This window comes from Acidovorax sp. K2F, assembly GCF_025246485.1.
Classification (GTDB): domain Bacteria; phylum Pseudomonadota; class Gammaproteobacteria; order Burkholderiales; family Burkholderiaceae_C; genus Acidovorax; species Acidovorax delafieldii.
Map to the genome: position 1 here is coordinate 24,631 of NZ_JAOBSQ010000022.1, position 23,525 is coordinate 48,155.

Annotated in this window: 22 protein-coding genes and 1 tRNA gene; 15 read left to right on the forward strand and 8 right to left on the reverse strand. The window is 67.3% G+C overall.

Features of this window, described 5'->3' with window-relative positions; all coding sequences use genetic code 11:
* Positions 1 to 27: 27 nt before the first annotated feature.
* The 7 genes from N4G42_RS06715 (at position 28) to N4G42_RS06745 (ending at position 5,627) form a co-directional block, all read left to right on the forward strand.
* The gene (locus N4G42_RS06715; protein ID WP_108497517.1) at positions 28 to 450 is read left to right on the forward strand and encodes a group II truncated hemoglobin; all 423 of its coding nucleotides are present in this window, start codon (positions 28 to 30) and stop codon (positions 448 to 450) included.
* A gap of 115 nt (positions 451 to 565) precedes the next feature.
* The gene (locus N4G42_RS06720) at positions 566 to 1,159 is read left to right on the forward strand and encodes a LemA family protein (protein ID WP_056060837.1); all 594 of its coding nucleotides are present in this window, start codon (positions 566 to 568) and stop codon (positions 1,157 to 1,159) included.
* Between the two features lie 19 nt (positions 1,160 to 1,178).
* On the forward strand, positions 1,179 to 2,270 hold the full coding sequence (locus N4G42_RS06725; RefSeq protein WP_260666629.1) for a M48 family metalloprotease: 1,092 nt from the start codon (positions 1,179 to 1,181) through the stop codon (positions 2,268 to 2,270).
* A 41-nt stretch (positions 2,271 to 2,311) separates the two neighbouring features.
* A complete protein-coding gene (locus tag N4G42_RS06730) occupies positions 2,312 to 2,785 on the forward strand; it encodes a RidA family protein (RefSeq protein ID WP_260666673.1) in 474 nt (157 codons plus the stop codon).
* The gene (locus tag N4G42_RS06735; protein WP_056747423.1) at positions 2,782 to 3,195 is read left to right on the forward strand and encodes a GFA family protein; all 414 of its coding nucleotides are present in this window, start codon (positions 2,782 to 2,784) and stop codon (positions 3,193 to 3,195) included. Before N4G42_RS06730 ends, N4G42_RS06735 begins: the two co-directional genes overlap by 4 nt.
* Positions 3,196 to 3,206: 11 nt before the next feature.
* Positions 3,207 to 3,440 (forward strand): hypothetical protein, encoded by a 234-nt coding sequence (locus N4G42_RS06740; protein WP_260666630.1) that lies wholly within the window; start codon positions 3,207 to 3,209, stop codon positions 3,438 to 3,440.
* A 174-nt stretch (positions 3,441 to 3,614) separates the two neighbouring features.
* Positions 3,615 to 5,627, forward strand: coding sequence for a bifunctional 2',3'-cyclic-nucleotide 2'-phosphodiesterase/3'-nucleotidase (locus N4G42_RS06745; protein ID WP_260666674.1), 2,013 nt, complete (start codon positions 3,615 to 3,617; stop codon positions 5,625 to 5,627).
* A gap of 137 nt (positions 5,628 to 5,764) precedes the next feature.
* On the opposite strand, the gene N4G42_RS06750 is transcribed toward N4G42_RS06745, so the two are convergent.
* Complete coding sequence (locus N4G42_RS06750) at positions 5,765 to 6,511, reverse strand: Smr/MutS family protein (protein ID WP_409557804.1); 747 nt, start codon at positions 6,509 to 6,511, stop codon at positions 5,765 to 5,767.
* Between the two features lie 185 nt (positions 6,512 to 6,696).
* Positions 6,697 to 7,410 carry a RadC family protein gene (gene radC / locus N4G42_RS06755; protein WP_260666632.1) on the reverse strand — a complete coding sequence of 238 codons (714 nt, stop codon included), beginning with the start codon at positions 7,408 to 7,410 and terminating at the stop codon, positions 6,697 to 6,699.
* An 88-nt stretch (positions 7,411 to 7,498) separates the two neighbouring features.
* Here radC and N4G42_RS06760 point away from each other — a divergent pair, with 88 nt between their 5' ends.
* The gene (locus N4G42_RS06760; protein ID WP_056060856.1) at positions 7,499 to 7,963 is read left to right on the forward strand and encodes a peptidylprolyl isomerase; all 465 of its coding nucleotides are present in this window, start codon (positions 7,499 to 7,501) and stop codon (positions 7,961 to 7,963) included.
* On the forward strand, positions 7,963 to 8,958 hold the full coding sequence (gene ispH, locus N4G42_RS06765) for a 4-hydroxy-3-methylbut-2-enyl diphosphate reductase (RefSeq protein WP_056747430.1): 996 nt from the start codon (positions 7,963 to 7,965) through the stop codon (positions 8,956 to 8,958). Before N4G42_RS06760 ends, ispH begins: the two co-directional genes overlap by 1 nt.
* A gap of 130 nt (positions 8,959 to 9,088) precedes the next feature.
* Here the strand turns inward: ispH and N4G42_RS06770 are convergent, their stop codons facing one another.
* A complete protein-coding gene (locus N4G42_RS06770; protein WP_260666633.1) occupies positions 9,089 to 9,817 on the reverse strand; it encodes an HPP family protein in 729 nt (242 codons plus the stop codon).
* A gap of 168 nt (positions 9,818 to 9,985) precedes the next feature.
* On the opposite strand from N4G42_RS06770, the gene N4G42_RS06775 reads away from it, so the two are divergent.
* The 5 genes from N4G42_RS06775 to mnmH all read left to right on the forward strand — a co-directional run bounded on the left by N4G42_RS06775 (position 9,986) and on the right by mnmH (position 14,943).
* On the forward strand, positions 9,986 to 10,924 hold the full coding sequence (locus N4G42_RS06775) for a threonine/serine dehydratase (RefSeq protein ID WP_260666634.1): 939 nt from the start codon (positions 9,986 to 9,988) through the stop codon (positions 10,922 to 10,924).
* Between the two features lie 169 nt (positions 10,925 to 11,093).
* A complete protein-coding gene (gene serS, locus N4G42_RS06780) occupies positions 11,094 to 12,410 on the forward strand; it encodes a serine--tRNA ligase (RefSeq protein ID WP_260666635.1) in 1,317 nt (438 codons plus the stop codon).
* 33 nt (positions 12,411 to 12,443) lie between these two features.
* Positions 12,444 to 12,533, forward strand: a tRNA-Ser gene (locus tag N4G42_RS06785).
* A 251-nt stretch (positions 12,534 to 12,784) separates the two neighbouring features.
* Positions 12,785 to 13,837 (forward strand): selenide, water dikinase SelD, encoded by a 1,053-nt coding sequence (gene selD, locus N4G42_RS06790; protein ID WP_260666636.1) that lies wholly within the window; start codon positions 12,785 to 12,787, stop codon positions 13,835 to 13,837.
* A complete protein-coding gene (gene mnmH, locus N4G42_RS06795; protein WP_260666637.1) occupies positions 13,837 to 14,943 on the forward strand; it encodes a tRNA 2-selenouridine(34) synthase MnmH in 1,107 nt (368 codons plus the stop codon). Before selD ends, mnmH begins: the two co-directional genes overlap by 1 nt.
* On the opposite strand, the gene N4G42_RS06800 is transcribed toward mnmH, so the two are convergent.
* The 5 genes from N4G42_RS06800 to N4G42_RS06820 form a co-directional block, all read right to left on the reverse strand.
* The gene (locus N4G42_RS06800; protein ID WP_260666639.1) at positions 14,944 to 17,280 is read right to left on the reverse strand and encodes a CHASE2 domain-containing protein; all 2,337 of its coding nucleotides are present in this window, start codon (positions 17,278 to 17,280) and stop codon (positions 14,944 to 14,946) included.
* Positions 17,281 to 17,383: 103 nt separating this feature from the next.
* Positions 17,384 to 19,126: a FecR domain-containing protein gene (locus N4G42_RS06805; protein ID WP_260666640.1), complete on the reverse strand. Its 1,743-nt coding sequence runs from the start codon at positions 19,124 to 19,126 to the stop codon at positions 17,384 to 17,386.
* A 74-nt stretch (positions 19,127 to 19,200) separates the two neighbouring features.
* A complete protein-coding gene (locus N4G42_RS06810) occupies positions 19,201 to 19,899 on the reverse strand; it encodes a response regulator transcription factor (RefSeq protein WP_056060880.1) in 699 nt (232 codons plus the stop codon).
* 118 nt (positions 19,900 to 20,017) lie between these two features.
* The gene (locus N4G42_RS06815; RefSeq protein WP_409557805.1) at positions 20,018 to 21,025 is read right to left on the reverse strand and encodes a formylglycine-generating enzyme family protein; all 1,008 of its coding nucleotides are present in this window, start codon (positions 21,023 to 21,025) and stop codon (positions 20,018 to 20,020) included.
* Between the two features lie 47 nt (positions 21,026 to 21,072).
* Positions 21,073 to 21,333 carry a hypothetical protein gene (locus tag N4G42_RS06820; RefSeq protein WP_015013035.1) on the reverse strand — a complete coding sequence of 87 codons (261 nt, stop codon included), beginning with the start codon at positions 21,331 to 21,333 and terminating at the stop codon, positions 21,073 to 21,075.
* Positions 21,334 to 21,512: 179 nt separating this feature from the next.
* On the opposite strand from N4G42_RS06820, the gene N4G42_RS06825 reads away from it, so the two are divergent.
* Positions 21,513 to 23,522 carry a CHASE2 domain-containing protein gene (locus tag N4G42_RS06825; RefSeq protein WP_260666641.1) on the forward strand — a complete coding sequence of 670 codons (2,010 nt, stop codon included), beginning with the start codon at positions 21,513 to 21,515 and terminating at the stop codon, positions 23,520 to 23,522.
* Positions 23,523 to 23,525: the final 3 nt, after the last annotated feature.

Sequence of the window (23,525 nt, forward strand, 5' to 3'; positions counted from 1 at the left end):
GTCTGGCAACCTCTCCTTGCCAACCCCATGGAATCCACCCCCTCGTCCTCCGCCGCAGACGCCCCCGTGGCCACCACCCCTTTTGAATGGATCGGCGGCGAAAAACGCGTGCGCGCCTTGACCGAGCGCTTCTATGACCTGATGGACCTGGAGCCCGGCTACACCGAGCTGCGTGCCGCCCATGGCAGCGACCTCGGCCAGGCGCGGCAAAAGCTGTTCATGTTTTTGTGCGGATGGCTGGGTGGGCCGTCGTACTACACCGACCAGTTTGGCCACCCGCGCCTGCGCGCGCGCCACATGCCGTTTGCCATCGGCATCAAGGAGCGCGACCAATGGGTGGCCTGCATGGACCAGGCCATGGGCGAGACCGGTGTGCCCTCCGACCTGCGCGTGCGGCTGAAGGAAAGCTTCATGGGCACGGCGGACTGGATGCGCAACAAAGGGGTGTAGCCCGCCCGCGAGGTGGTGCCCGTTTGCGCCGTTGAATGGCGCCCTGGTATGTTTCCGGGGGGCCGCCTCCACAGGCATCTAAGATGCTCCCTCCAACAAATACAGGAGGTGGGGTATGTCGGCAACCGCATGGGTCGTGGTCGTTGTGCTGGTCGCGTTGGGCTTGTGGGCGGTGGCGGTCTATAACCGGCTGGTGCAGTTGCGCAACCGCATTGCCAACGCGTTTGGCCAGATCGACGTGCAGCTCAAGCGCCGTTATGACCTGATCCCCAACCTGGTAGAGGTGGCGCGTGGCTATCTGGCGCACGAGGCAGCCACGCTGGAAGCCGTGATCAAGGCCCGCAGCCAGGCGCAGGGCGCGGCTGCGGCGGTGCGTGCCGCACCGCAAAGCGCCAGCGCCATGGGCGCGCTGGCGGCGGCAGAGGGTGTACTCGGCGGCAGCTTGGGCCGCCTGATGGTGGTGGCCGAGAGTTACCCTGAACTCAAGGCCGACGCCTCCATGCAGTCGCTGTCCGAAGAGATCACCAGCACCGAAAACCGCCTGGGGTTTGCACGTCAGGCCTACAACGACCAGGCGCTGGAGTTCAACGACGCGGCGGCGCAGTTCCCGGACCTCATCGTCGCGCGTCTGCTGGGTTTTGCGCCCGCGCCCATGCTGGCATCCACGCAGTCCGATGAAGAGCGCGCCGCGCCCCGGGTGAAGTTCTGACCCTTCCACTGCCACACCCATGAAGTTCTGGGATCACCAGCAAAACGCGCGCAGCGAGACGCGTCGGTTGCTGCTGGGTTTTGCCTTCGCTGTGGTCGTTCTGGTAGCGGCTGTGCACGCTGCCCTGGCGTTGGCCTGGTGGCTGATGGTGGCGGTGCTGCCCGTGCACTTGCCCTTTCCACAAGGTTTTCTGGCCGCCAATGTGGGTGTCTCGCTGATGCTGGTGCTTGGCGGCTGGTGGGTGGAGACGTCCAACTTGCGCGCAGGCGGTGTCAAGCTGGCGCAGCGTGTGGGCGCGCGCGAGTTGCGCCCGTCGCTGTCGCACGCCGAGCAGCGGCTGTCCAACATCGTGGACGAGCTGTGCATTGCCGCGCACATGCCGCGCCCGCAGATCATGGTCATGCCGCGCACCGATGCCATCAACGCGTTTGCTGCCGGGTGGGACGAGAGCGACGCCGTCATTGCCGTGACGCAGGGTGCCCTGGACTACCTCACCCGCGAAGAGATGCAGGGCATGGTGGCGCACGAGTTGAGCCATCTGCATGAGGGCGACACCCGCCTGAAGATGCGCCTGGCGGGCATGGTGTTCGGGCTGGAGCTGGTCTACAACTTTGGCGACACGATGCGCGAGCGTCGGGGCCTGGCCTGGTGGTTCGGCTCGGCCATCATGGTGGCGGGCTTTGCGGGCTGGCTCACCGGCCGCATGCTCAAGGCCGCAGTATCGCGACAGCGCGAATACCTGGCCGACGCACGCGCGGTGCAATGGACCCGCAGCCGCGATGGCCTGGGTGGCGTACTGCGCAAGGTCATGGCCCAGCGTCGTGACACCCCGGCCGGGTATGCCGAGAACCCCGTCCACACCGGCCTGGCCCACCCGGCCGTGCAACACATGCTGCTGGTGGATGTACCCGGCCGCAGCCGCATGGAGCGCTGGCTGGATACCCACCCCACGCTCGACGACCGCGTGCAGCGCGTGTATGGCCGCCGCATGCAGCCTTTGCCCGCCGTGCCCGTGCCGGCAGGGCATGAATCAGCGCGGTGTGACGAGGGTGGGGCGCCCGGCACCGTGTCGATCGCCTCGCTGGTAGACCCTTTTGCGCGCTTCATGTAGCCCGCTGCGAAGGCCGCAGTTTTTTCAGGAGACCCATGTCCATGTCACGCGACGCGAGATTTCAGGAACAAGCCCAGGCGCTGGGCTACTGCTTTGATGGCGAGATCAAGATTGGTGGCAACTACGTCCCGCTCGTGCGGGACGGCCACCACATCTACCTGAGCGGGCAGATCCCGCGCGTGGGCGACACCGTGGTGGTCACGGGCGCTGCCGGGGCGGTCGCCACGCTGGCCGATGCGCAAAAAGCAGCGAAGGTGTGTGTGATGCGGGCGCTGGCCTTGCTGCAGCGCTCGCTGGGTTCGCTCGATGCCGTGCAATCCATTTTGCGCATCACCGTGTACGTGCAGTCGGCGCCTGCCTTCACGCAGCAAAGCGAGGTGGCCGACGGTGCCTCCGAGGTGCTGTTTGCCGTGCTGGGCGAGGCTGGTGCCCACACCCGCACCTCGGTGGGTGTGCTGCAGCTGCCCAAGAACGCGACGGTGGAGGTGGACTTGATCGCGTCGGTGGCGCCATGACGACGCCTGCTGCTGTGCACCGAGGCAGTTGCCTGTGTGGTGGCGTGCGTTACGAAACCACGGCGCCATTGCAGGGTGCATCGCACTGCCACTGCTCGATGTGCCGCAAGGCGCATGGTGCGGCGTTTGGCAGCTATGGCAGCGTGTTGCGTGTGCACCATCGCTTCGTGTCTGGGCAAGGGCTGACGCGCACCTACCGGTCTTCGCCCCAGGTCACGCGCACGTTTTGCTCGGTGTGTGGCTCGCCCTTGCTGTGGCACAGCGAAGGCCCCTATACCGAGTGGGTGGCCGTGCCGCTGGGTACCTTGGACACCGCCTACGAGACCCCGCCCCAAAAGCACATCCATGTGGCCTCCAAAGCCGCATGGGTAGTGATCTGTGATGGTTTTCGGCAAGAGGCCGAAGGATAGATCGGTACCCCATGGCAGCACCGTTGAACTCTTACCCCCGTTTTAATGTTTTCGGCCGGATCGTCGAAGTGCGCCGCGAAGATGCGCTGTGGCAGGCCTACCGCGTGGGCGCAGATGGCAAGCGCTCACCGTCGGGTTTTGTGATCCCCGACTTTGTCCAAGAGCATGAGCTGGCACAGTTTCTGGAAGACCTGTTTCACGAAAGCGCCTCGCCGCATAACGGCGACGTGTACCGCATCGAGTGAGTCGCTGCAAGGCGCACTGACCGCAGCACGAAGCACAAGTGTTGCGGCCACGTTGCCACGTCACACCGCTGTCAAACCTGGCCCAGACACTCGGTCCCTTGTTTCAATTCGGGACTGTTCATGTCTGAACGCACTCTGGGCTTTCTGATTTCTCCTTCGCATGTTTCACGCCGCATGGCTGCATGTGGCATGGTGGCACTGGCCGCGTCGCTGGCTGCCTGCGGCGGCAGCAGCGACAACGCCAGCAGCAACGCGGGCGCCACGGCCACGCTGGCCGTGCTGGAGACCACCGACCTGCACTTCAACGTGCGCAGCTACGACTACTTCAAGCTGGCCGAAGACAAAAGCTACGGCTTTGAGCGCACGGCCACGCTGGTGCGCGCGGCCCGCAAGGAGTTTGCCAACACGCTGCTGGTGGACAACGGCGACACCATCCAGGGCACCGCGCTGGCCGACTACGAGGCCACCATCAGCCCTATCCCGTGCACGCAGCAGCTGTCCATGTACAAAGCCATGGGCGCGCTGGGCTTTGATGCGGGCACGCTGGGCAACCACGAGTTCAACTACGGCCTGCCCTTCCTGAACCAGGTGCTGGGCGGCGGGCTGGATGTGGACGGCGTGGACCCCTCCAAGAAGTGCGCAGGCGCTGGCTACCCCGCCGTGCTGGCCAACGTGTACAGCAATAAGACCAAGAAGCCGCTGGTGCAGCCCTACACGCTGCTGGAGCGCACGCTGGTGGCCAAGGGTACGGATGGCAAGGAGGTGAAGCTGCCGATCAAGATCGGCGTGATCGGCTTTACCACCCCCGGCATCATGAACTGGGACAAGCGCTACCTGGAAGGCAAGGTCTACACCGAAGGCGCCGTTGAGTCCGCCAACAAGTACGTGCCCGAGCTGCGTGCCAAGGGGGCTGACATCGTGGTGGCCTTGTTGCACGGCGGTCTCGACAGTGCCGCCTACTCGGCCACCATGGAGAACCCCGGCCTGTACCTGTCGAAGGTGGCAGGTATCGACGCGATGGTGATGGGCCACCAGCATGGCGTGTTCCCCGACACGGCCGCCACGCCCAGCTTCAACCTGACCGGCGTTGACCACAAGGCGGGCACCATCAACGGAGTGCCTGCCGTCATGGCCAGCTCCTGGGGCAAGGCCCTGGGGGTGGTGCAGCTGGCGCTGCAATGGGACGGCAGCAAGTGGGTGGTCAACAAGTCCGCCAGCAAGAGCGAGCTGCGCAACATCCAGAGCAAGAATGCCGCAGGCGCCACGGTGACCGTGGACGCCGACCCCGCCATCGCCCCGCTGATCGAGACACAGCACCAGGCCGCGATCAAGTACGTGAAGACACCCATCGGCCAGACCGACTTCCGCATGAGCACGCTGTTTGCTGATGTAGGTGACCCCGGCGCGATCCAGATCGTGAACCAGGCGCAGCAGGCCTATGTGGCGGCTTACATCAAGGCCAGCCTGCCGCAGTACGCGCAGCTGCCGGTGTTGTCGGTGAGCGCACCGTTCAAGAGCGGCTTCCAGGGCGGGGCCGACTACACCGACGTGGCCGTGGGCCCGCTGGCCATCAACAACGCCGCCGACCTGTACCTGTACCCCAACACGGTGTATGCGGTGAAGGTGAACGGCGCGGACATCAAGAACTGGCTCGAAGCCGCTGCCAAGCGCTTCAACCAGATCGACCCCGCCAAGACCACCGAGCAGCAGCTCATCAGCACCTTCCCTGGGTACAACTTCGACATGTTCACCACGGCGGACATGCAGTACGAGATCGACGTGACCCAGCCCGTGGGCAGCCGCATCAAGAACCTGACATACCTGGGCAAGCCCATCGATGTGGCGCAGGAGTTCGTGATCGCCACCAACAACTACCGCGCCACCAGCGGCAAGAGCTTCATCGACAAGCTCGACGGCTCGGGCACCATCTGGGCCTCGCCCGACGCCAACCGCGACGTGGTGATCGACTACATCCGCAAGAACCCGGCAGTGACCCGCGCGGCCAACGGCGCTGCCAAGAGCTGGCGCTTTGCCAAGGTCACGGTGGCGGGTCCGGTGGTGTTCAGCTCAGGCGCCAATGCCCTCAGCGTGGCGCAGGCGGCCGGGCTGGGCAACGTGTCGCTGCTGGCGGCCGACGATGGGTCGGGCAAGGGCACGTCTAAGTACGGCGTGGACCTGTCCAAGTAGTCGTCCCCCTCCTGTTACGGAGGCCGTGGCGGTGCATGCGTTCGTAGCACCGCTACGGAGCAGCCTGCTGTAGGGCGCTGAAATGCTCTGCTTTCGATAGCTGCAAGCGTATATGGATGTAGCGCTTGCAGCTATTTTTATGAATTTTTGCGTAGAACGGGTTGCAGCAGCACCACGAGCGCCCCTGCGCCCCCATCCATGGGCCGCGCCTGTACGAAGGCCAGCACCTCGTTCTTCTGCACCAGCCAGCGTTGCACGCGGCCCTTGAGCACGGGGCTTTTGCCGGGCGAGCCCAACCCCTTGCCATGCACCACGCGCACGCAGCGCAGGCCCGTCTTGTGGGCATGACGGATGAAGTCGCCCAGCGCTTCGCGCGCCTCGTCCACGCGCAGGCCATGCAGGTCCAGCTGGCGCTGGATGCTCCAGTGGCCAGAGCGCAGGCGGCGCGTCACTTCCACACCAATGCCTGGGCGGCGAAAGCTCAACTGGTCGTCGGTGTCGAGCAGGGTGCTCACATCGAAGTCGTCGCTGATGGATTCAAGCAGCACCCGTTCCTCGTCCAGCCAGTGCTGCACCGGCAGCGGCGGCGGCTGGTGGCGGCGCAGACGCGCCACATTCGGGTTGCGCAGTGGGGTGACGGGGCCCACGCTGCGGCTGAAGAGGTGGCGCTCGGCCTCGGCCCGGGCGGCGGCTTCGCGTCGGGCTTTGTCTTCGGCCTCGCGGCGCTCTTGGTCCTCGCGCAGGCGGCGGGCCACGGTGGCCAGGTCCTGCAGTTGGGTGATGCGTTCGCCCGCGCGGCGCGGGGCCGGGGGGGCGCGGCGGCGGGGTGGTGCGGGGTTGTCTGCGGCCGCGGGCGCGGCGGGGGCGTGGCGCAGCGGGCGCATGGCCGCCTTGGCCGCCGCTTTTTTGTCGGCCAGCCCTGCGCGCCGGGTGGACCGGGGCGCGGTGGGGGCCGATGCGGGAGCGGTGGTTTCCATAGGCGCCGCTTTACCTGGAGCAGCGTACGCAGCACGTGCCAGCGCTGCTTGCAGGGCCGTGGGCAGCGGGGTTGGTGCGGGGGCTGGGGCGGTCACATCAGGCCCTTTTCTGCCATCGACAGCGCCTGGCCCGGCGCCACGATCACGTGGTCGAGCACGCGCACATCCACCAGGGCCAGCGTGGTCTTCAGGGTCTGGGTCAGCGCCTCGTCGGCGCGGCTGGGTTGCACGCTGCCGCTGGGGTGGTTGTGGGCCAGCACCACAGCGGCCGCCTGGTGGTGCAGGGCGCGCAGCACCACCTCGCGCGGGTACACACTGGTCTGCGTGAGCGTGCCGCGAAACAGCTCCTCCAGCGCCAGCAGGCGGTTTTGTGCATCGACAAACAGCACCGCAAACACCTCGTGTCCCTTGGCGGCCAGGTGCAGTTGCAAATAGTGCTTGACGGTATCGGGCGAGTCGAACACCTCGCGTTCGCGCAGCTGCTGGGCCAGGGCGCGGCGGGCCAGCTCCAGCACGGCCACCAGCTCGGCGCGTTTGGCGGGGCCCAGGCCCTTGATGCGTTCCAGGTCGGCCGCGCTGGTGTGCAACAGCCCGGCAATGCCGCCAAAGCCGCCGGTGACGGCGCCCGTGTCGGGGTCGATGCCAGGCGGGTCCAGCAGCTCCTGCGCCATCTGCAGCACGCCCTTGCCCACGATGCCTGTGCGCAGCAGGATGGCCAGCAGCTCGGCATCGGCCAGCGCGGCGGGGCCGCGTGCCAGCAGTTTTTCGCGGGGCTGGGCGTCGGCGGGCAGGTCTTTGATGGCCATGGAAGAGGAGGTGGGACGCGCCAGCAGCGGTGGCTGCGGTAGGGGTTTGCCCGGTTTTCTACAATCGCGGCAGTTTATCGGGACTCTCATGACCTCTATTTCCACCTCCCTTCCCACTGTTCAGCCGGGCTCCTTCCTCACGCTGCACTACCGCCTGGCCGGCCCGGCGGGGGATGTGATCAACACTTTTACCGACAAACCCGCCACCCTGTCGCTGGGCACGGGCGAGCTGTCGCCCGCCATGGAACAGCGCCTGCTAGGCCTGGCCGAGGGCACGCGCACCACGTTCGAGCTGCCTGCGGGCGAGGCCTTTGGCGAGCGCAATCCCGACATGCAGCAGTGGGTGGCCCGCAAGCTGATGAACGAACTGGGCGATCCCGACGAGAAGTACAACGTGGGCGACGTGGTGCAGTTCCCCACGCCCGACGGCCAGGGCAGCTACGCCGGGGCCGTGATGCAGGTGCGTGACGACGGCGCCGTGCTGTTCGACTTCAACCACCCGCTGGCGGGCCAGCCCGTGACCTTTGAAGTGCAGCTGATCGGGATCCTGTGATGCTGGCGCCGAAAGAAATCCTGCTGGCCGAGCCGCGTGGCTTTTGCGCCGGTGTGGACCGCGCCATCGAGATCGTGGAGCGCGCCATCCAGAAGTTTGGCGCCCCCATCTATGTGCGCCACGAAATCGTGCACAACACCTACGTGGTGAACGACCTCAAGGCCAAGGGCGCGATCTTCATCGAAGAGCTGTCGGACGTGCCACCCGGCGCCACGCTGGTCTTCAGCGCCCACGGCGTGAGCAAGGCCGTGCAGCAAGAGGCCGAGGCGCGTGGCTTCAGCATTTTTGACGCCACCTGCCCGCTGGTGACCAAGGTGCACGTTGAAGTGGCCAAGCTCGCCAAAGAGGGCTACGAGTTCATCATGATCGGCCACAAGGGCCACCCCGAGGTGGAGGGCACCATGGGCCAGCTGGACCACGGCATCCACCTGGTGGAAGACGTGGAAGACGTGGCGCGCGTGCAGCCTGCGCAGACCGAAAAGCTGGCCGTGGTCACACAGACCACGCTCTCGGTGGACGATGCGGCCGAAATCTCTGCCGCCGTGCGTGCGCGCTTCCCCAGTGTGCGCGAGCCCAAGCAGCAGGACATCTGTTACGCCACGCAAAACCGGCAGGACGCCGTGAAGGTGCTGAGCCCGCAGGTGGACGTGGTGATCGTGGTGGGCAGCCCCACCAGCTCCAACAGCAACCGCCTGCGCGAGCTGGCGGCCAAGCTGGGCACCACCGCCTACATGGTGGACAGTGCTGACGAGCTGCAGGGCGAGTGGTTCAAGGGCCGTTCGCGCGTGGGGCTCACGGCGGGCGCGTCGGCGCCCGAAATCCTGGTGCAGCAGGTCATCGACCGCATCAAGGCGCTGGGCGCTGTGTCGGTCCGCACCATGGCGGGCATCGAGGAAACCATCAAGTTCCCGCTGCCCAAGGGGCTCAAGATCGACGCGGCCACGGGTCTGGAGATTCGTGAGCGCACGCCAGAGACAGGTCCATCGGCCCACTGACGGTGGCGTGAAGGGCTGCTAGTGATCGTGCAAGGGCGCCAACAGGCGCCCTTTTTTATTTACTCCTGAATTGATAGCGGCCGGCGCATATTCTTCTAGCGCCAACGGCCATTTTTATTCAAATATTCCCTTACAGGGGCACGGCGGGCCCGCTCCACAGGTCCAGTGGCGGGTCGGCCGCCACGGCGCGCAGGATGTCGGTGCGCGAGATAAAGCCCGAGAGCACGCCCGCTTCGTCCGTCACTGGCAGGCCCGGCAGGCCCGTGTCCAGCAGCACGGCGGCCACGCGGCGCAGTTCGGTGTCGGGGGACACCGTGGGCACGGGGCTCACCATCACCTCCGCCACCGGGCGGCGAGCCAGGTCGATCGCCTGCTTCACGGCGCCGGGTTCGGGCAGCAGGTCCAGCGGCGCCATGTCGGCCCTCAGCAGCAGTCCGATCACGCGGCCCAGCACATCCACTACGGGCGCCTGCGCCACTTTGTGCTCGGCCAGGGTCTGCCAGGCATCGTTCACACGCACGTCCGGCGCCACACTCACGCCGCCGGTGGTCATCACATCGCTCACCTTGGTCAACGGTTGGCGGGTGCTGGCCTGGGGGCCTTGCTCGGTCTGTGCGTAGGCGCTCACGGCGTCGTGCATGCGCAGGTTGACGATGGCTGCAGGCGCAGCAGCGTTGGTGGTGGTCGCAGTGGGGCGGGACGGGGCCGTGAAGACGGGCCCTGGCTGGCCATCTTGTGCGTCCATGGCCCGCGTGCGCAGGGCCTGCGGGCGCTGCACGCTGCGCACCGCAGAAATACGTGCCAAGTTTTCGGGGCCACCCCGGTACATCTGGCCTGACGGGCCGAACACAAAGAACATGATTTTTCTCCTGCGCGCAGGCCGGCCAGCGCGGTGGGGTGGGGACTGCTCTGCCCATGTTATCGGCAGTTGTGCGGCGCGCGCGCAGTCAGCGTTGTGTCTGCATGTTGCGGGCAGCCCCTACACTGCCCCCTTCTTTTGACATCACCTGCCATTCGGAGCCCCTGCATGATCGACCGCGCCGCCATTGCCGCTGCCCGCCGCCAACTGGCCACCCAGCCCGACTTTTTGCGCACTACGCCGCTGATGCGCCTGTCCGGAAAGTCCTTGGGCGTGGACTGTGCCGAGGTCTGGCTCAAGCTCGAGCATCTGCAGGTGGGCGGCAGCTTCAAGGCGCGCGGCATGTTGTACCGCCTGCTGGCCAACCCGGTGCCCGAGAGCGGCGTGATCATTGCCTCCGGCGGCAACGCCGGCATTGCCGTGGCGGCGGCAGCGCAGGCCCTGGGGGTGCGCTGCGAGGTCTTTGTGCCTGAGGTCTCGCCCGAGGCCAAACGTGCCCGCCTGCGCACGCTGGGGGCCGAGGTGGTTGTCACCGGCGCTGCATATTCCGAAGCCTTTGAAGCCTGCGTGGCCCGTCAGAAGGCCACGGGTGCGCTGCAGGCCCATGCCTACGACCAGCCCGAAGTGGTGGCAGGCGCGGGCACGCTGGCGCTGGAGATCGAAGAGCAGGGCGGCCGCTTGCCCGACTCGGTGTTGGTCAGCGTGGGTGGTGGCGGCCTCATTGGCGGTGTGGCCGCGTGGGTGGAAAGCCGCGCCCATGTGGTCGCACTGGAGCCCGAACGCGCGCCCACCCTGCACGCCGCGCGGTCTGCGGGCCAGCCGGTGGATGGGGACGTGGGTGGCGTGGCCGCTGACTCGCTGGGTGCCAAGCGCATCGGCGCCATTGGCTGGGAAGTGAGCCAGCGCCATGTGCACGACGCGTTGCTGCTGCCCGATGACGCCATCCGCGCGGCCCAGCTGTGGCTGTGGAAGGAGTTGAAACTGGCTGTGGAACCCGCCGCCGCGCTGGGCCTGGCCGCACTGCAAACCGGTGCCTACAAGCCCCAGCCACAAGAAACGGTGGCCCTGATTCTCTGCGGCGCCAACTTTGATCCGGCAAATCTATAGCCCCTGAGCCGCTGCGCGTCTTCCCCCTCAAGGCGGACGCCCCCAGCGCGGTGGGGCGGCCCTTGCGCGGGGGCCCTGCTCTGGTGCGTGCCAATTGCCAGGGCTCTGCGCGACAGCTGTGCCGTTGCTCTGAACTTGGCTTTTCTGCCAGCCCTCTAAAATCGACCCCATGCTTGACATTCTTCTCCTCCGCAAAGACCTCGACACCGCCATCGCGCGGCTGGAAACCCGCAAAAAGCCCCAGGCCTTCCTGGACGTCTCCGCTTTCCAGGCCCTGGAGTCCGAGCGCAAGACGCTGCAGACCCGAACCGAAGAGCTGCAGGCCCAGCGCAACCAGCTGTCCAAGCAGGTCGGCATGCTGATGAGCCGGGGTGACAAGGACGGCGCCGAAGCCGTCAAGGCCCAGGTGGCCGCAGGCAAGGTGGAGCTGGAGCGATCCGCCGCGCGCCTGGAGCAGATCCAATCCGAACTGTTGGCCATGCTGGTGGCCGTGCCCAACTTGCCGCACGAGTCCGTGCCGGTGGGCAGCGACGAAGCTGGCAATGTGGAAGTGCGCCGCTGGGGCGCGCCTGCCAATTTCGATTTCGAGGTGAAAGATCATGTCGATGTCGGCACCCCGCTGGGCCTCGATTTCGACATGGGCGTCAAGCTGTCGGGTTCGCGCTTCACCGTGATGAAGGGCCCCATCGCCCGCCTGCACCGCGCATTGAGCCAGTTCATGCTGGACGTGCAGACGCAAGAGCACGGCTACACCGAGTGCTACGTGCCCTATGCCGTGAACGCCGACTCGCTCAAGGGCACAGGCCAGTTGCCCAAGTTCGAAGGCGACCTGTTCGCTGCCAAGAAGGGCGGCCAAGATGGCGAGCCCGTGCCCGACAACGCGGCCCTCTACCTCATCCCCACCAGCGAAGTGCCGCTGACCAACTTTGTGCGCGACGTGGTGGTGGCCGAGTCCGATCTGCCCATCAAGCTCACGGCCCACACGCCATGCTTCCGCTCTGAAGCGGGCAGCTACGGCCGTGACACGCGCGGCATGATCCGCCAGCACCAGTTCGACAAGGTCGAGATGGTGCAGATCGTGCACCCCGACAAGAGCTACGAAGCGCTGGAGGAAATGACGCGCCACGCAGAAGCCGTGCTGCAAAAGCTGGGCCTGCCCTACCGCGTGATGAGCCTGTGCACCGGCGACATGGGCTTTGGCGCCGCCAAGACCTACGACCTGGAAGTGTGGCTGCCCGCGCAGAACACCTACCGCGAGATCAGCTCGGTGAGCAACTGCGAAGCCTTCCAGGCCCGCCGCCTGCAAGCCCGCTTCAAGAATGCCCAAGGCAAGAACGAGCTGCTGCACACCCTGAACGGCTCGGGCCTGGCCGTGGGCCGCACGCTGGTGGCAGTGCTCGAAAACTACCAGCAAGCCGACGGCAGCGTGACGGTGCCCGAGGTGCTGCGCCCCTACCTTGGCGGCACCGCTGTGCTCAAGCCCTGAAAATCTGGCTATAATCGAAGGCTTCGACACACAGGAGAGGTGGCAGAGTGGTCGAATGTACCTGACTCGAAATCAGGCGTAGTGGCAACACTACCGTGGGTTCGAATCCCACCCTCTCCGCCAGCATCAAGGCCCTGTAGCTATCTAATCAATAGCACGGGGCCTTTTTCTTTGGGTCCGTTAGAACAATTCAGGCAGCTCGCTGGCCCGCTTCGCATGCTTCAGGTGAAGCGGCTCGCAGATTCGCCATGGTGTTCGTATCGCTGTGCGGGCGTAGGAGGGGTAAGGTATTCGTTGCAATGCATGGCCGCGTTCCGCGCAGCGCCAGAATACGGGTAGCGCGCCCCGCGCCTGATGCCACGAAAGAACCTCGCATGCTTCCTGAGACCCTGACGACATCCCCCATCCGCCTGACCCAGTACAGCCACGGCGCAGGCTGTGGCTGCAAGATCAGCCCCAAGGTGCTGGACGTGATCCTGGCGGGCAGTGGGGCGCAGCACCTGGACCCCCGGCTCTGGGTGGGCAACACCTCGCGGGACGATGCGGCGGTGTATGCCCTGGATGCCGAGCGCGGCGTGGTATCCACCACCGATTTCTTCATGCCCATCGTGGATGACCCGTACGACTTCGGGCGCATTGCTGCCACCAATGCGATCAGCGACATCTACGCAATGGGTGCCGATCCGCTGATGGCCATCGCCATCCTGGGGTGGCCGGTGAATGTGCTGTCGCCCGAGGTGGCGCGTGAGGTGGTGCGCGGGGGGCGTGCGGTGTGCGACGCAGCAGGCATTCCCCTGGCAGGCGGTCACTCCATCGATGCGCCGGAGCCCATTTTCGGTCTGGCGGTGACGGGCATCGTCGAAAAGCGCCATCTCAAACGCAACGACACGGCCACGGCGGGTTGCCGCCTGTATCTGACCAAGCCCCTTGGGATCGGCATTCTGACCACCGCAGAGAAAAAGGCCAAGTTGCGCGCCCAGGATGTGGGGGTGGCGCGCGACCTGATGTGCACGCTCAACCGGCCAGGGAGCCGATTCGGCCGGCTGGCAGGCGTGGCAGCCATGACGGATGTGACCGGCTTCGGCCTGTTGGGGCATCTGGTCGAAATGGCGGAGGGCAGTGGCTTGAGCGCTGTGATTGACTACGCGGCAGTGCCCCGCCTGGAGGGAGTGGACTACTACATGGACCAGGGCTGTGTGCCAGGAGGCACGCTGCGCAACTTTGACAGCTACGGCGCGAAGATTGCGCCCCTGACCGAGGTGCAAAAGCACCTGCTGTGCGACCCTCAGACCAGCGGGGGGCTGCTGGTGGCCGTGAGTCCGGAGGGCGAGGCCGAGTTCCTGCAGGCGGCTGCGGAACTGGGCCTGGCGCTGCAGCCCATCGGCCAGCTCACCCCGCGACAGGCCTTTGCCGTCGAGTTGCGCTGATGCCCGACAACCTGACGGACTACCGGCACATCTTCCTGAACGATGTGCCCATGATGGATGTGCGCGCGCCGGTGGAGTTTGGGCAGGGCGCGTTTCCTGGGGTTGCCAACCTTCCCCTGATGGACGATGGCGAGCGCCAGCAGGTGGGCACCTGCTACAAGCACAAGGGCCAGGAGGCCGCGATTGCGCTGGGGCACCAGCTGGTGTCTGGCAGCATCAAGCGCCAGCGCGTTAAGGCGTGGGCGCAGTTTGCGCAGGCGCACCCACAGGGCGTGCTGTATTGCTTTCGTGGCGGGCTGCGCTCGCAGATCGTGCAGCAATGGTTGCTGAACGAAGCGGGCATGGACTACCCCCGGGTGGTGGGGGGCTACAAGGCCATGCGGGGTTTCCTCATCGGCACCACGCAGGCGGCGGCGGCGGAGTGTGGGTTGGTGGTGCTCAGTGGCCTGACCGGCACCGGCAAGACCGAGGTGATTGCGCAACTGGCCAACGGCTTGGACCTGGAAGGCCATGCCAACCACCGTGGCTCCAGTTTTGGCCAGCGCGTGAGCGGCCAGCCGACGCAGATCGATTTTGAGAACCGGCTGGCCATCGACGTGCTGAAGAAGCGAGCACGGGGCCATGCGACTTTTGTGCTGGAGGACGAGGGTCGCCATGTGGGCAGCTGCTCAGTGCCCCTGGAGCTGCGGCAGCGGCTGGAGCAGGTGCCCGTCGTCTGCCTGGAGGACGCTTTCGATGCCCGTGTAGAGCGCATCTTGGGCGACTACGTGTGGCAGCAGTGCGCAGATTTTGTGGCCGTCCATGGCGAGGTGGCGGGTACCGACCTGTTTGCAGCGCGGTTGCTCGATAGCTTGGGCAAACTCGCCAAGCGCCTTGGGGGCGACCGCTACCAGGCGCTTCGTGGGTCGATGCAGGCAGCGCTGGTACAGCAACGCAATCAGGGTGACCTGTCTCTGCACCGCGGCTGGATTGCTGCACTCATGCGCGACTATTACGACCCGATGTATGCCTACCAGCGGCAAAGCCGGGCTGATCGCATCGTTTTCCAGGGCGACCACCGGGCGGTGCTCGATTTTCTGCAGTCGCAGTCAGCCCCTCGCCGCTAGCTATTGCTCGTCGTCGTCCGGCGGCGCATCCAACCGCTGCGGCAGCACCAGCCGGAACTCGGCCCCCCGCCCTACGTCGCTGTCCACCTCCAGCGCCCCGCCGTGGCGCAGCACGACGGTCTGCACCAGTGCCAGGCCCAGGCCGACCCCTGCTATGGCCGGGTGGCTGTGGTCGTGCAACCGCTGGTAGGGCGTGAACAGACGGCCTTGCTGCTCGGGGGCAATGCCCGGGCCCTGGTCCCGTACCGACACCACCCAGTGCGTACCTCGCGCCACGATGGCGCATTGCACCGTGCCGCCGTCGGGGCTGAACTTGATGGCGTTGTGGATCACGTTGGTCAGCGCGCGGGACAGCAGGGCGCGGTCGCCCAGGCAGGGCGCAGTGTCTGGGGTGGACACCGTGCGCACGTCCACGTTGCGGTCACGGGCCAGGGTCCAGAGGTCGTCGGTGGTTTCGGATAGCAGGGCGGCCAGGTCCAGCGGCGCCATGCGGTATTCCTGCGTCTGCGCGCTGGCCAGTTGCACAAAACTTTCGGCCATGCCCAGCGAAGCCTGTGCATAACGTTCGATGCGCTCCAGCAACTCGTGGTCCGACAGGCGGCCGGGGTAGGCACGCTGCATCTCCAGCAGCGTCAGGATGGACGCGTTGGGCGCGCGGATGTCGTGCGAGATGAAGTGCATCGCCTGGTCGCGTTGCTGCAGCGCACGGCGCATCTCGGTCAGGTCCACCAGGGTCAGCAGCCAGCCTGCATTGGCCAGGTTGGTGAAAGGCTTGCACTGCACCAGTAGGCTGCGGCCCCGGGCGTCGGTGCCCTCGGTCTGTTCTGGCAAGGCAGCATGTTGCAAGGCTGCCTGGGTAACGATCGGCTCTTGAGTCCCTGTCTGCACGAGGTCGGCCAGCAGGTCCACCACGGACAGGCCCTGCAAGGAGGGCTGGGCGGACCCACCCAGGTGTTGGCGGGCCGCCTGGTTGGCCAGCAGGATTTCACCGTCGGGGGCGCAGACGATGGTGGGTGAGGGCAACTGCTGCAGGCTTTCGCTCACGAACTGGTGCAGGTCACGCAGCTGGTGGGATGCGCGCTCCACGGCGTTGATGCGGCGCTCCAGAAAGTCGGCGGAGTCTCCGGGCCGTCTGCGCAAGCGCATGGCCAGGCCTTGGCGCTGAAGGTTCTCCATCTCCAGCCGCAGAAAGTGCGCAGCCGCGCTCAGGCGCCGCCAGCTCCACAGCGGGTAGGCCAGCGCCAGGCCCAGCAAGGCGGCGGCCGGAGCGAACTGCAGACCTGCCCACCAGGGCAGGGCCATGCTCAGCAGCAAGGTGGCCAGGGCCAGCCCGGCGCTGGTCAGCAAGGCGGCCAGGGGGCCGATGAGCAGCAAGGCCACCAGCGCACAGGCCACAGGCACCAAGTTGAAGGCGATGTTCAAGGCCTGCGGTGCGCGCACGATGTGTTCGCCGGCCAGGCGGGCATCCAGCACATGGGCAACCACCTCCACGCCCGGCATCAGGCGCGACTGCTGGCTGACGGGCGTAGCAAACATGTCGCCCAGCCCCGAGGCTGCAGCGCCGACCAGCACGTACTTGCCCTCCAGTGCTCCGGCTGGCACCTGGCCACGCAGCACATCAATGTAGGAGTAGGTGGTGAAGGGCGATGGCCCGGCGGCGTAGGCGATGAGCGTGGGGTCATTGCGTTGCCAGGGGCTGGTATCCGATGCGCTGGCGGGCGAGGGCGCGCGGGCGGCCACAGATTGACGGTCTGCCACGCACTGCAGCGCCGTGCTGAAGTGATGCCAGGGGGCGGCCGCCGGGCCTTCCTGCAGGTACAGGCTGCGCACCACGCCATCGCTGTCGGGCGCCACATGCACATGGCCCAGGCCGGCGGCTGCCTCGGCAAAGGCGGGCCAGGGCAGGTCGGTCTGGTTGCTGACCGGGCCATAGCCGCGTCGCAGCACGGGCAGCACCACACGGGCGCTGCGCCGGATGGCGTCGGTGAGCAGCAGGTCGTCCTCGGGATAGTCCAGGTCGGCTTCGTTGAACAGCACGTCCATGCCGATGGCACGGGGGTTCTGGGCGGTCAGGCGCGAGATCAGCTCGGCATGCAGCGCCCGGCGCCAGGGCCAGCGGCCGATGGCGGCAATGCTGGCGTCGTCGATGGCCACGATCACGATGTCGGGGTGTGCGGGCCGCGAGACCAGTCGCATGCCTGCATCCTGCACCAGGTGGTTGACGCGGCTCAGGCTATCCGCGGTGCTGAGCCAGGCCACCAGCGCCATCAGCGCGCAGGCCAGCAGCGCCCATTCCAGGCGGCGTCGGCGGCGGCGCAGGTGGGCGATGGTCAGCATGAAAGGGGTGGTGGGATGCGGGGCGTCTGCTCAGCGCATGCCAGGGCCGCTGCGCGCGCTGGTGCGACCCGCAGGGCTGGGCTGGACGGGCTCCATGCCCCGCTCAAGGGCGCCCCACGGGCGTGCCGCTGCTGGTGGACACCGGCAAACCCGCACCGGTGCGGATGCCAGTGCCCACGCGGATCTTGCGCGGGGGAGAGAAATCGCTCTCCAGCCCGCTGGCATCCAGCACCTGGATGCGCACCAGGTACTCGCTGGCGGCGAGGTTGCTGGCCGTCCAGGTCGGGGCGTCGAGCACGGTGTCCTCTGCGACCTTGGCAAAGTCCAGATCGGTAGCCACAGTGCGCTGCAGCCGGAAGCGCTGGCCCGCCTGGGCAGGCCAGTGCAGCCGCACGGTCGGGTCTCCGTCCTCCGCCTGCAGAGCTTGCAGGGACAAGGCGGTCGGCCGGTCGGCCACCGTGAAAGGCTGTGGCGGTGCAAACGGCCCCTGGTCTGCTTGCCCGTCGGGCAGCGCCAGCAGGCTGGCGATGCGCCAGAAGTAGCTGCCTGCGGGCAGCGCCCCCAGGGGCAGGCGGCATTCGGTCAGGCGCTGCTCGTCGCGCAGGGGCTGGGTGAACTGGGCGTCGACGGCCACCTGCACGCGGTACCAGCGCACGCCGGGGACTTCCGTGCAGCGCAGCTCGGCCGCGCCACTGGGTACGACGGCGCCGGGCGCAGGGTGCTGGTACAGCGGTGCGACCGGGCGTGTCTTGACGGTGAACGGCTGCACGGCGGGCAGGCCTGCGATGCCGGCATCGTCCAGTGCCCGAACGGCCAGGTAGTAGCGGCCATCGTCCAGCGCCTTCCAGCGCAGACGGCCGTCGGGGAAGCTGCCATGGCGCAGCACCTGGGTGAACGCCGGGTCCTGCGCCACCTGCGCCACATACCGGGTGGCCCCGGAGGCCATGGGCAGGTCGATGGCCAGCAGTCCCGCATCGCCCAGTGTGGTGGGCATGCCGGAGGTATCGGGGGCGGGCAGCAAAGGGCGGGGGGCGCCCACCGTGCCATCCGTGGCCACTGCCAGACCCTGGCCCGGAGCCAGCAGCGCGGTCGGCGCCTTGAGTGCAGCGCCGGGCTCGCTGTCAGTGTCGCGCCGCGATTGCACCGCGACCGAGCCATGCTCTACCGACGCCGTGGTCTGGCCCGAATCGGCCAGTGCCACGCTGAACTGCGTGCCCCGCACGCTGGTCACGGCCAGCGGTGTGCGGATCTCCATGCGCCGCAGGGGCTCGGCGCTGGGTGGCACGGTCGATTCCACGCCGCCCTTGTGCATCTCCAGCACCGACTGCACGCTGCCAGCGCGCCCCCGCCGACGCAGCTGGCGCAGCTGCAGTTCGGACTGCGCCTGCACCCGCACCACGGTGCCATCGGCCAGCTGCACTGCCACGAACGACTCGGGGCCCACCTTCAGCTCGGTGCCTTCTTCCAGCTTGCTGCCGGTCGCAATGGGGGCGGGCGTGCCGCTGCCCCGCGCCTGCGCCGTGACCTCGCCCTGCACAAACTGTACGGTGGCCGATTCGCTGGGCTGCAGCCGAACGGGGATGAAGATCAACGAGCCTGGCTGCAGACGCTTGGGGTCGGCCACCTTGTTGCGTGCTTGCAGCAACGGCCACTGGCGCGGGTTGGCGAGGTAGCTGCGGGCCAGTCCTTCCAGGGTGTCGCCCTCTTTCACGGCGTGGGCAATTTCATCGCCTAGCTGGGTGACTGACGGGGCAGCGACCGGCTGGGCCGAGAAGGCGGTGGTTGCTGCCACGCACAACAGGGCTGCAGCAATCGAGTGCATGCGAAATGGCAGGGGGGTGATCAAGTCATGTCTCCTTCATGGGGCACGGAACGGGCAGGCGTGCTGGTGGCAGAGCCCGCCGGACTCTGTCGCGGCCTTCAGCCTTTGTGCTGGGCTTCGACGGCTTCAAAACGGTAGCCCACGCCATACACCGCTGTCACGATGAAACCGTTGGCGGGGCGCAGGTCGAGCAGGGTGCGCAGGCGCGAGATGTGGGTATCCAGCGAGCGCGACATCACATCGGCCACCTGGCCCCAGACGACTTCCTTGAGGTGGTCGCGCGACAGCAGCCGCCCCATGTTCTGGAACAGGAACAGGGCGAGGTCGTATTCGCGGTTCTTCAGCTCCACCGCCACTCCGTCCATTTCGATGGACCGGGTTTCGGGCAGGAAGCGGTAGCGGCCAAACTCCATCACGCCGCCGGTGTTGTCGGGGTAGGCGCGGCGCAGCAGGGCGGCCACGCGGGCATTGAGTTCGCCGATGCGCACGGGCTTGACCATGAAGTCATCCGCCCCACTGCCCAAGCCTTCCACAATATCGCGCTCTTCCTGGCGGTGCGTGACGAACAGGATGGGCACGCGGGCCGCAACGTTCTGGCGCACCCAGCGCACCACTTCGGGTCCGGTGGTGTCGGGCAGGTGCCAGTCCACGATCAGCAGGTCAAAGGTTTCGCGGCGCAGCGTACGCATCAGCTCCGCACCGGTCAGGTGGGTATGGCACACATGGCCCATCGCCTCCGTGGCCTGCTTGATCAGATCCAGCTGAAGCGCATCGTCGTCCAAAGCGGCTATGCGCATGGTTCTCCCCATCCAAAATCGAACTGCGGATTATTGGCCATAACTACCACGGCGCGGGCTCGCGCCGAGCGGAGCGAGAGGGGATTTGACATTTGTTAACCCTCCCGGCCCGGGGTGGTCACTGCGCGGGGGGCTCTGCCGCTACTTCACGCACCAGTCGCATGCCGACCAGCGTGTAGCGCGTCTCCGGGCTGTTCCAGTTGCGGTAGCCGCAGCGTGCATAGAGCGCCCAGGTGTGCCACGAGCCACCCCGGCGCACACGCACACTGCCCGTGGCCGGACCGGTGGGGTCGTTGCGTGGAGACTCGGCGTAGTAGGTGTCGCCATGCCAGTCGCCCGTCCACTCCCAGGCGTTGCCCAGCATGTCGTACAGCCCGAAGGCATTGGGGGCAAAGCGGCCTACCGGCGCGGTAAACGCGTATCCGTCGTTGCCCGCCAGCGCATGCTGGCGCCAGCGTGACCACTGAGGGGCTGCGGCCTGGTCGAAGGTATTGCCCGCTGAGACCAGCTCTTGCGGGTTGTCACCATGCGGGTACAGGCTGCGGCTGCCCGCGCGGCAGGCGTATTCCCACTCCGCCTCGGTGGGCAGCCGGTAGCGGTGGCCCTCGGTGCGGCTGAGCCACTGGGCCATGGCCTGCGCGTCATTCCAGGTCACGTTCACCACGGGGTGGTGCGGGCCCTGCGCAAAGCCGGGGTTGCGCCACGAGTAGCGCGGGTCGCGGCCCTCGAACGCATCGCCGCGCCGCGTGGTGGCCGGGTCGTAGGCGGGGTTGTAGCCATAGCCCCCAGTGCCATCGGCCTCAGACTCTGGCCGGTAGCCGGACGCCTCAAGGAAGCGCTGGAACTGCCCCACCGTGACCTCGTGCTGGCCAAGGTAGAAATCGCGGGTGATCTGCACCTCGTGCGCTGGCGATTCATCTGCCAGGTCGGTCAGGCGCTTGCGCTCCAGCAGCGGGAAGTTCTTTTCCAGCGTTTCGACGGGGGGCACGCCCCCCATCCAGAAGGTGCCCGCAGGCACACGGACAAAGGCCATGCCCAGGCTGTTGACCCAGGGCGACGTGACTGTGCCTGCCTGGGTGGACGGTGTGTGCTGGCAGCCCGCCAGCAGTGCGGACAGAGCCAGCAAGGCCGCACCGCTCGCCCAGCGGCGGCACGCTGGTGGGGCGGCTGGCCTCAAGGCTTGTCCTGCAACTCGCTCACGCATTCAAACACCAGACGCGAGCCATCGTTGCGCAACAGTTTGGCGTGCAAGGCCATGCGCTGGCATTCGCGGCTGGCCGCCGCATACGCCTGGGAAGTGTCGGGCCCGTAGACCGGCACGCTGAAGGTGCGGTCGCGGCCCGAGGCCATGGGGCCCGATGGGCCGTAGGGGTTGGTGGCATTGCAGCCCGCCAGCAGGGCCAGCACGGACACGGAGGCACATAGCAGTTTCATGGAAGTCTCCCAAACCGATCAAAAGACCAGTTTACGCACATGCCCGGTGGCTGCCCATAGGTGTTGTGCGGGGCGGCCATGGCGCGAGTCATGCGTGTAAGCCCCCACTGTGCACGCGCAGGCACAGCCACTACAGTGGGTGCTGCGTGCACGGCCGCATGCAGCGGTGGAGGGGCGGAATGGCAAGTGCAAGTACGCGAGCACCGGTTACACAAGACGCCTGGCGGGCCTGGGCGTTGCGGGTGGTGCTCGCGCTGGGCTTGCTGGCGCTGCTGCCCGCCTTGCCGGTGTGGACGCCGCTACAGCGGCTGGAGCATGACCTGCTGGCCAGCTGGACCGCTGCGCCGCCGCCCGACGTAGGCGTGCTGGTGGTCGGACTGGACGAACCCAGTCAGGCGGCGCTGAACCTGACCCCACCCCTGCCGCGCCGCCTGCACGCACAACTGGTGGAGGCCTTGTCTGCGGCGGGCGCCTTGGCGCTGGGCATCGACATGCTGTTTGCCGCACCCCAGTCCCCTGCGGACGATGCGGCGCTTGCGGCAGCCCTGCAAGGGCGCATGCCGGTGGTGCTGGCTGCGGCCGATGTAGCGGTGAACACCTCGCAGGTGGCGCAATACCGGCAGACCGTGCCCTCGGTGTTTCCCATGGCCCGCCAGGGCAGTGTGGCGGTGCAGCCGGACGACGATGGCGTGCTGCGCCTGGCACCCGCTCGGAGTGATGCCCTGTGGCAGGAGTTGGCGCGCAGCGGCGGGCGCAGTGTGCAGCCCCCACCACCGGGCGCGTTGCTGCGCTACTACGCCCCCGAGGTCCCGCTGCCCTACGCCCACTACACCCAGGCGCTGGAGGCCGGCCGGGCGCTGCCGCCTGCAGCCGTTCAGGGGCACCTGGTGCTGCTGGGGCAGAACACGCCGGTGGACGGGGTCGATCAGTTCGCCACGCCCCTGCGTGCACTGGGCGCGGGCACGCAGTCCGGCGTGCTGGTGCACGCTACGGCCCTGGTCAACGGCTTGGCGGGGGACTGGGTGGTGTCCGCCCACCCGGCAGGCCCTTGGCTGCAGGCCGCTCTTGCCGTGGGCTGTGTGGCCGCTTGGACCCGGCGCTGGCGCGGTGGGCGGGCGGTGCTGCTCAGTGCGGCGCTTGCAGTGCTTGCCCTGCTGGGTGGGCTGGGGGCCTACCTGGCAGGGGTGTTGTGGACGGCGCTGCCCACGCTGGCGGGCCTGGCACTGCATTTGAACGTGGGTGCAGCCGACAGCTACTGGCGCGAGCACCGCCGCCGCGAACAGCTGCGCGCGGACTTTGCCCGCTACGTGCCCGCCGCCGTGGTCGATGCCCTGGTGGCCGACGGTGCCCAGCCGCAACTGCATGGCGAGCGCCGTGTGCTGACGTTGCTGTTCTCTGACCTGGCAGGCTTCACCGCCGCCAGCGAGCACCTGCCTCCCGAGGCCGTGGCCCAGGCGCTGAATGCCTACTTCTCCCGCATGACCCACACCGTGCACCAGCACGGCGGCACGCTGGACAAGTTCATCGGCGACGCTGTCATGGCCTTCTGGAACGCCCCTTTGCCCGACGCCCGGCACGCGGACCGAGCCCTGGCCTGCGCACTGGCCATGCAGGCCGACATGGTGGACCTGCGGGCCCAGTGGCAGTGCACACCGTTTGCGCAGGTGCAACTGCGCATTGGCCTGCACACGGGCGAGGCGGCGGTGGGACACCTGGGGTCGCATGAGCGCTTTACATACACCGCCGTGGGCGACGCCGTGAACACTGCCGCACGGCTGGAGGGGGCCAACAAGGCCTTCGGCACAGGCATCCTGCTGTCGGGCGCCACACACGATGCGCTGCAGATGATGTCTGCGGGTGGTGCCCCAGAGGTCCGACTGATGTGGCTGGACACCGTGGTGCTGGCTGGGCGTAGCACCGGTGTGGACGTGTACACACCGTGTGACGACGCTGCGCTGGCCTCCATCAGCCACAAGCTGCGGGACCACCTGCGGGCTGCGCGCTGGGCACGGGCCCTGCAGTGCTGTGCCGATGCGTGCGCGCACGCGGCCGCGCATGCCCCGCAGTGGCACGGGCAGGCGCTGCGCTGGCAGGCCCGGGTGCAGGCCCAGGCAGACACAGCTCTGGCGGACGGCCCTGCAGCGGGCGCCACCCCCGTATTCACAGCGCGGGCACTGGACAAGACCTGAGTC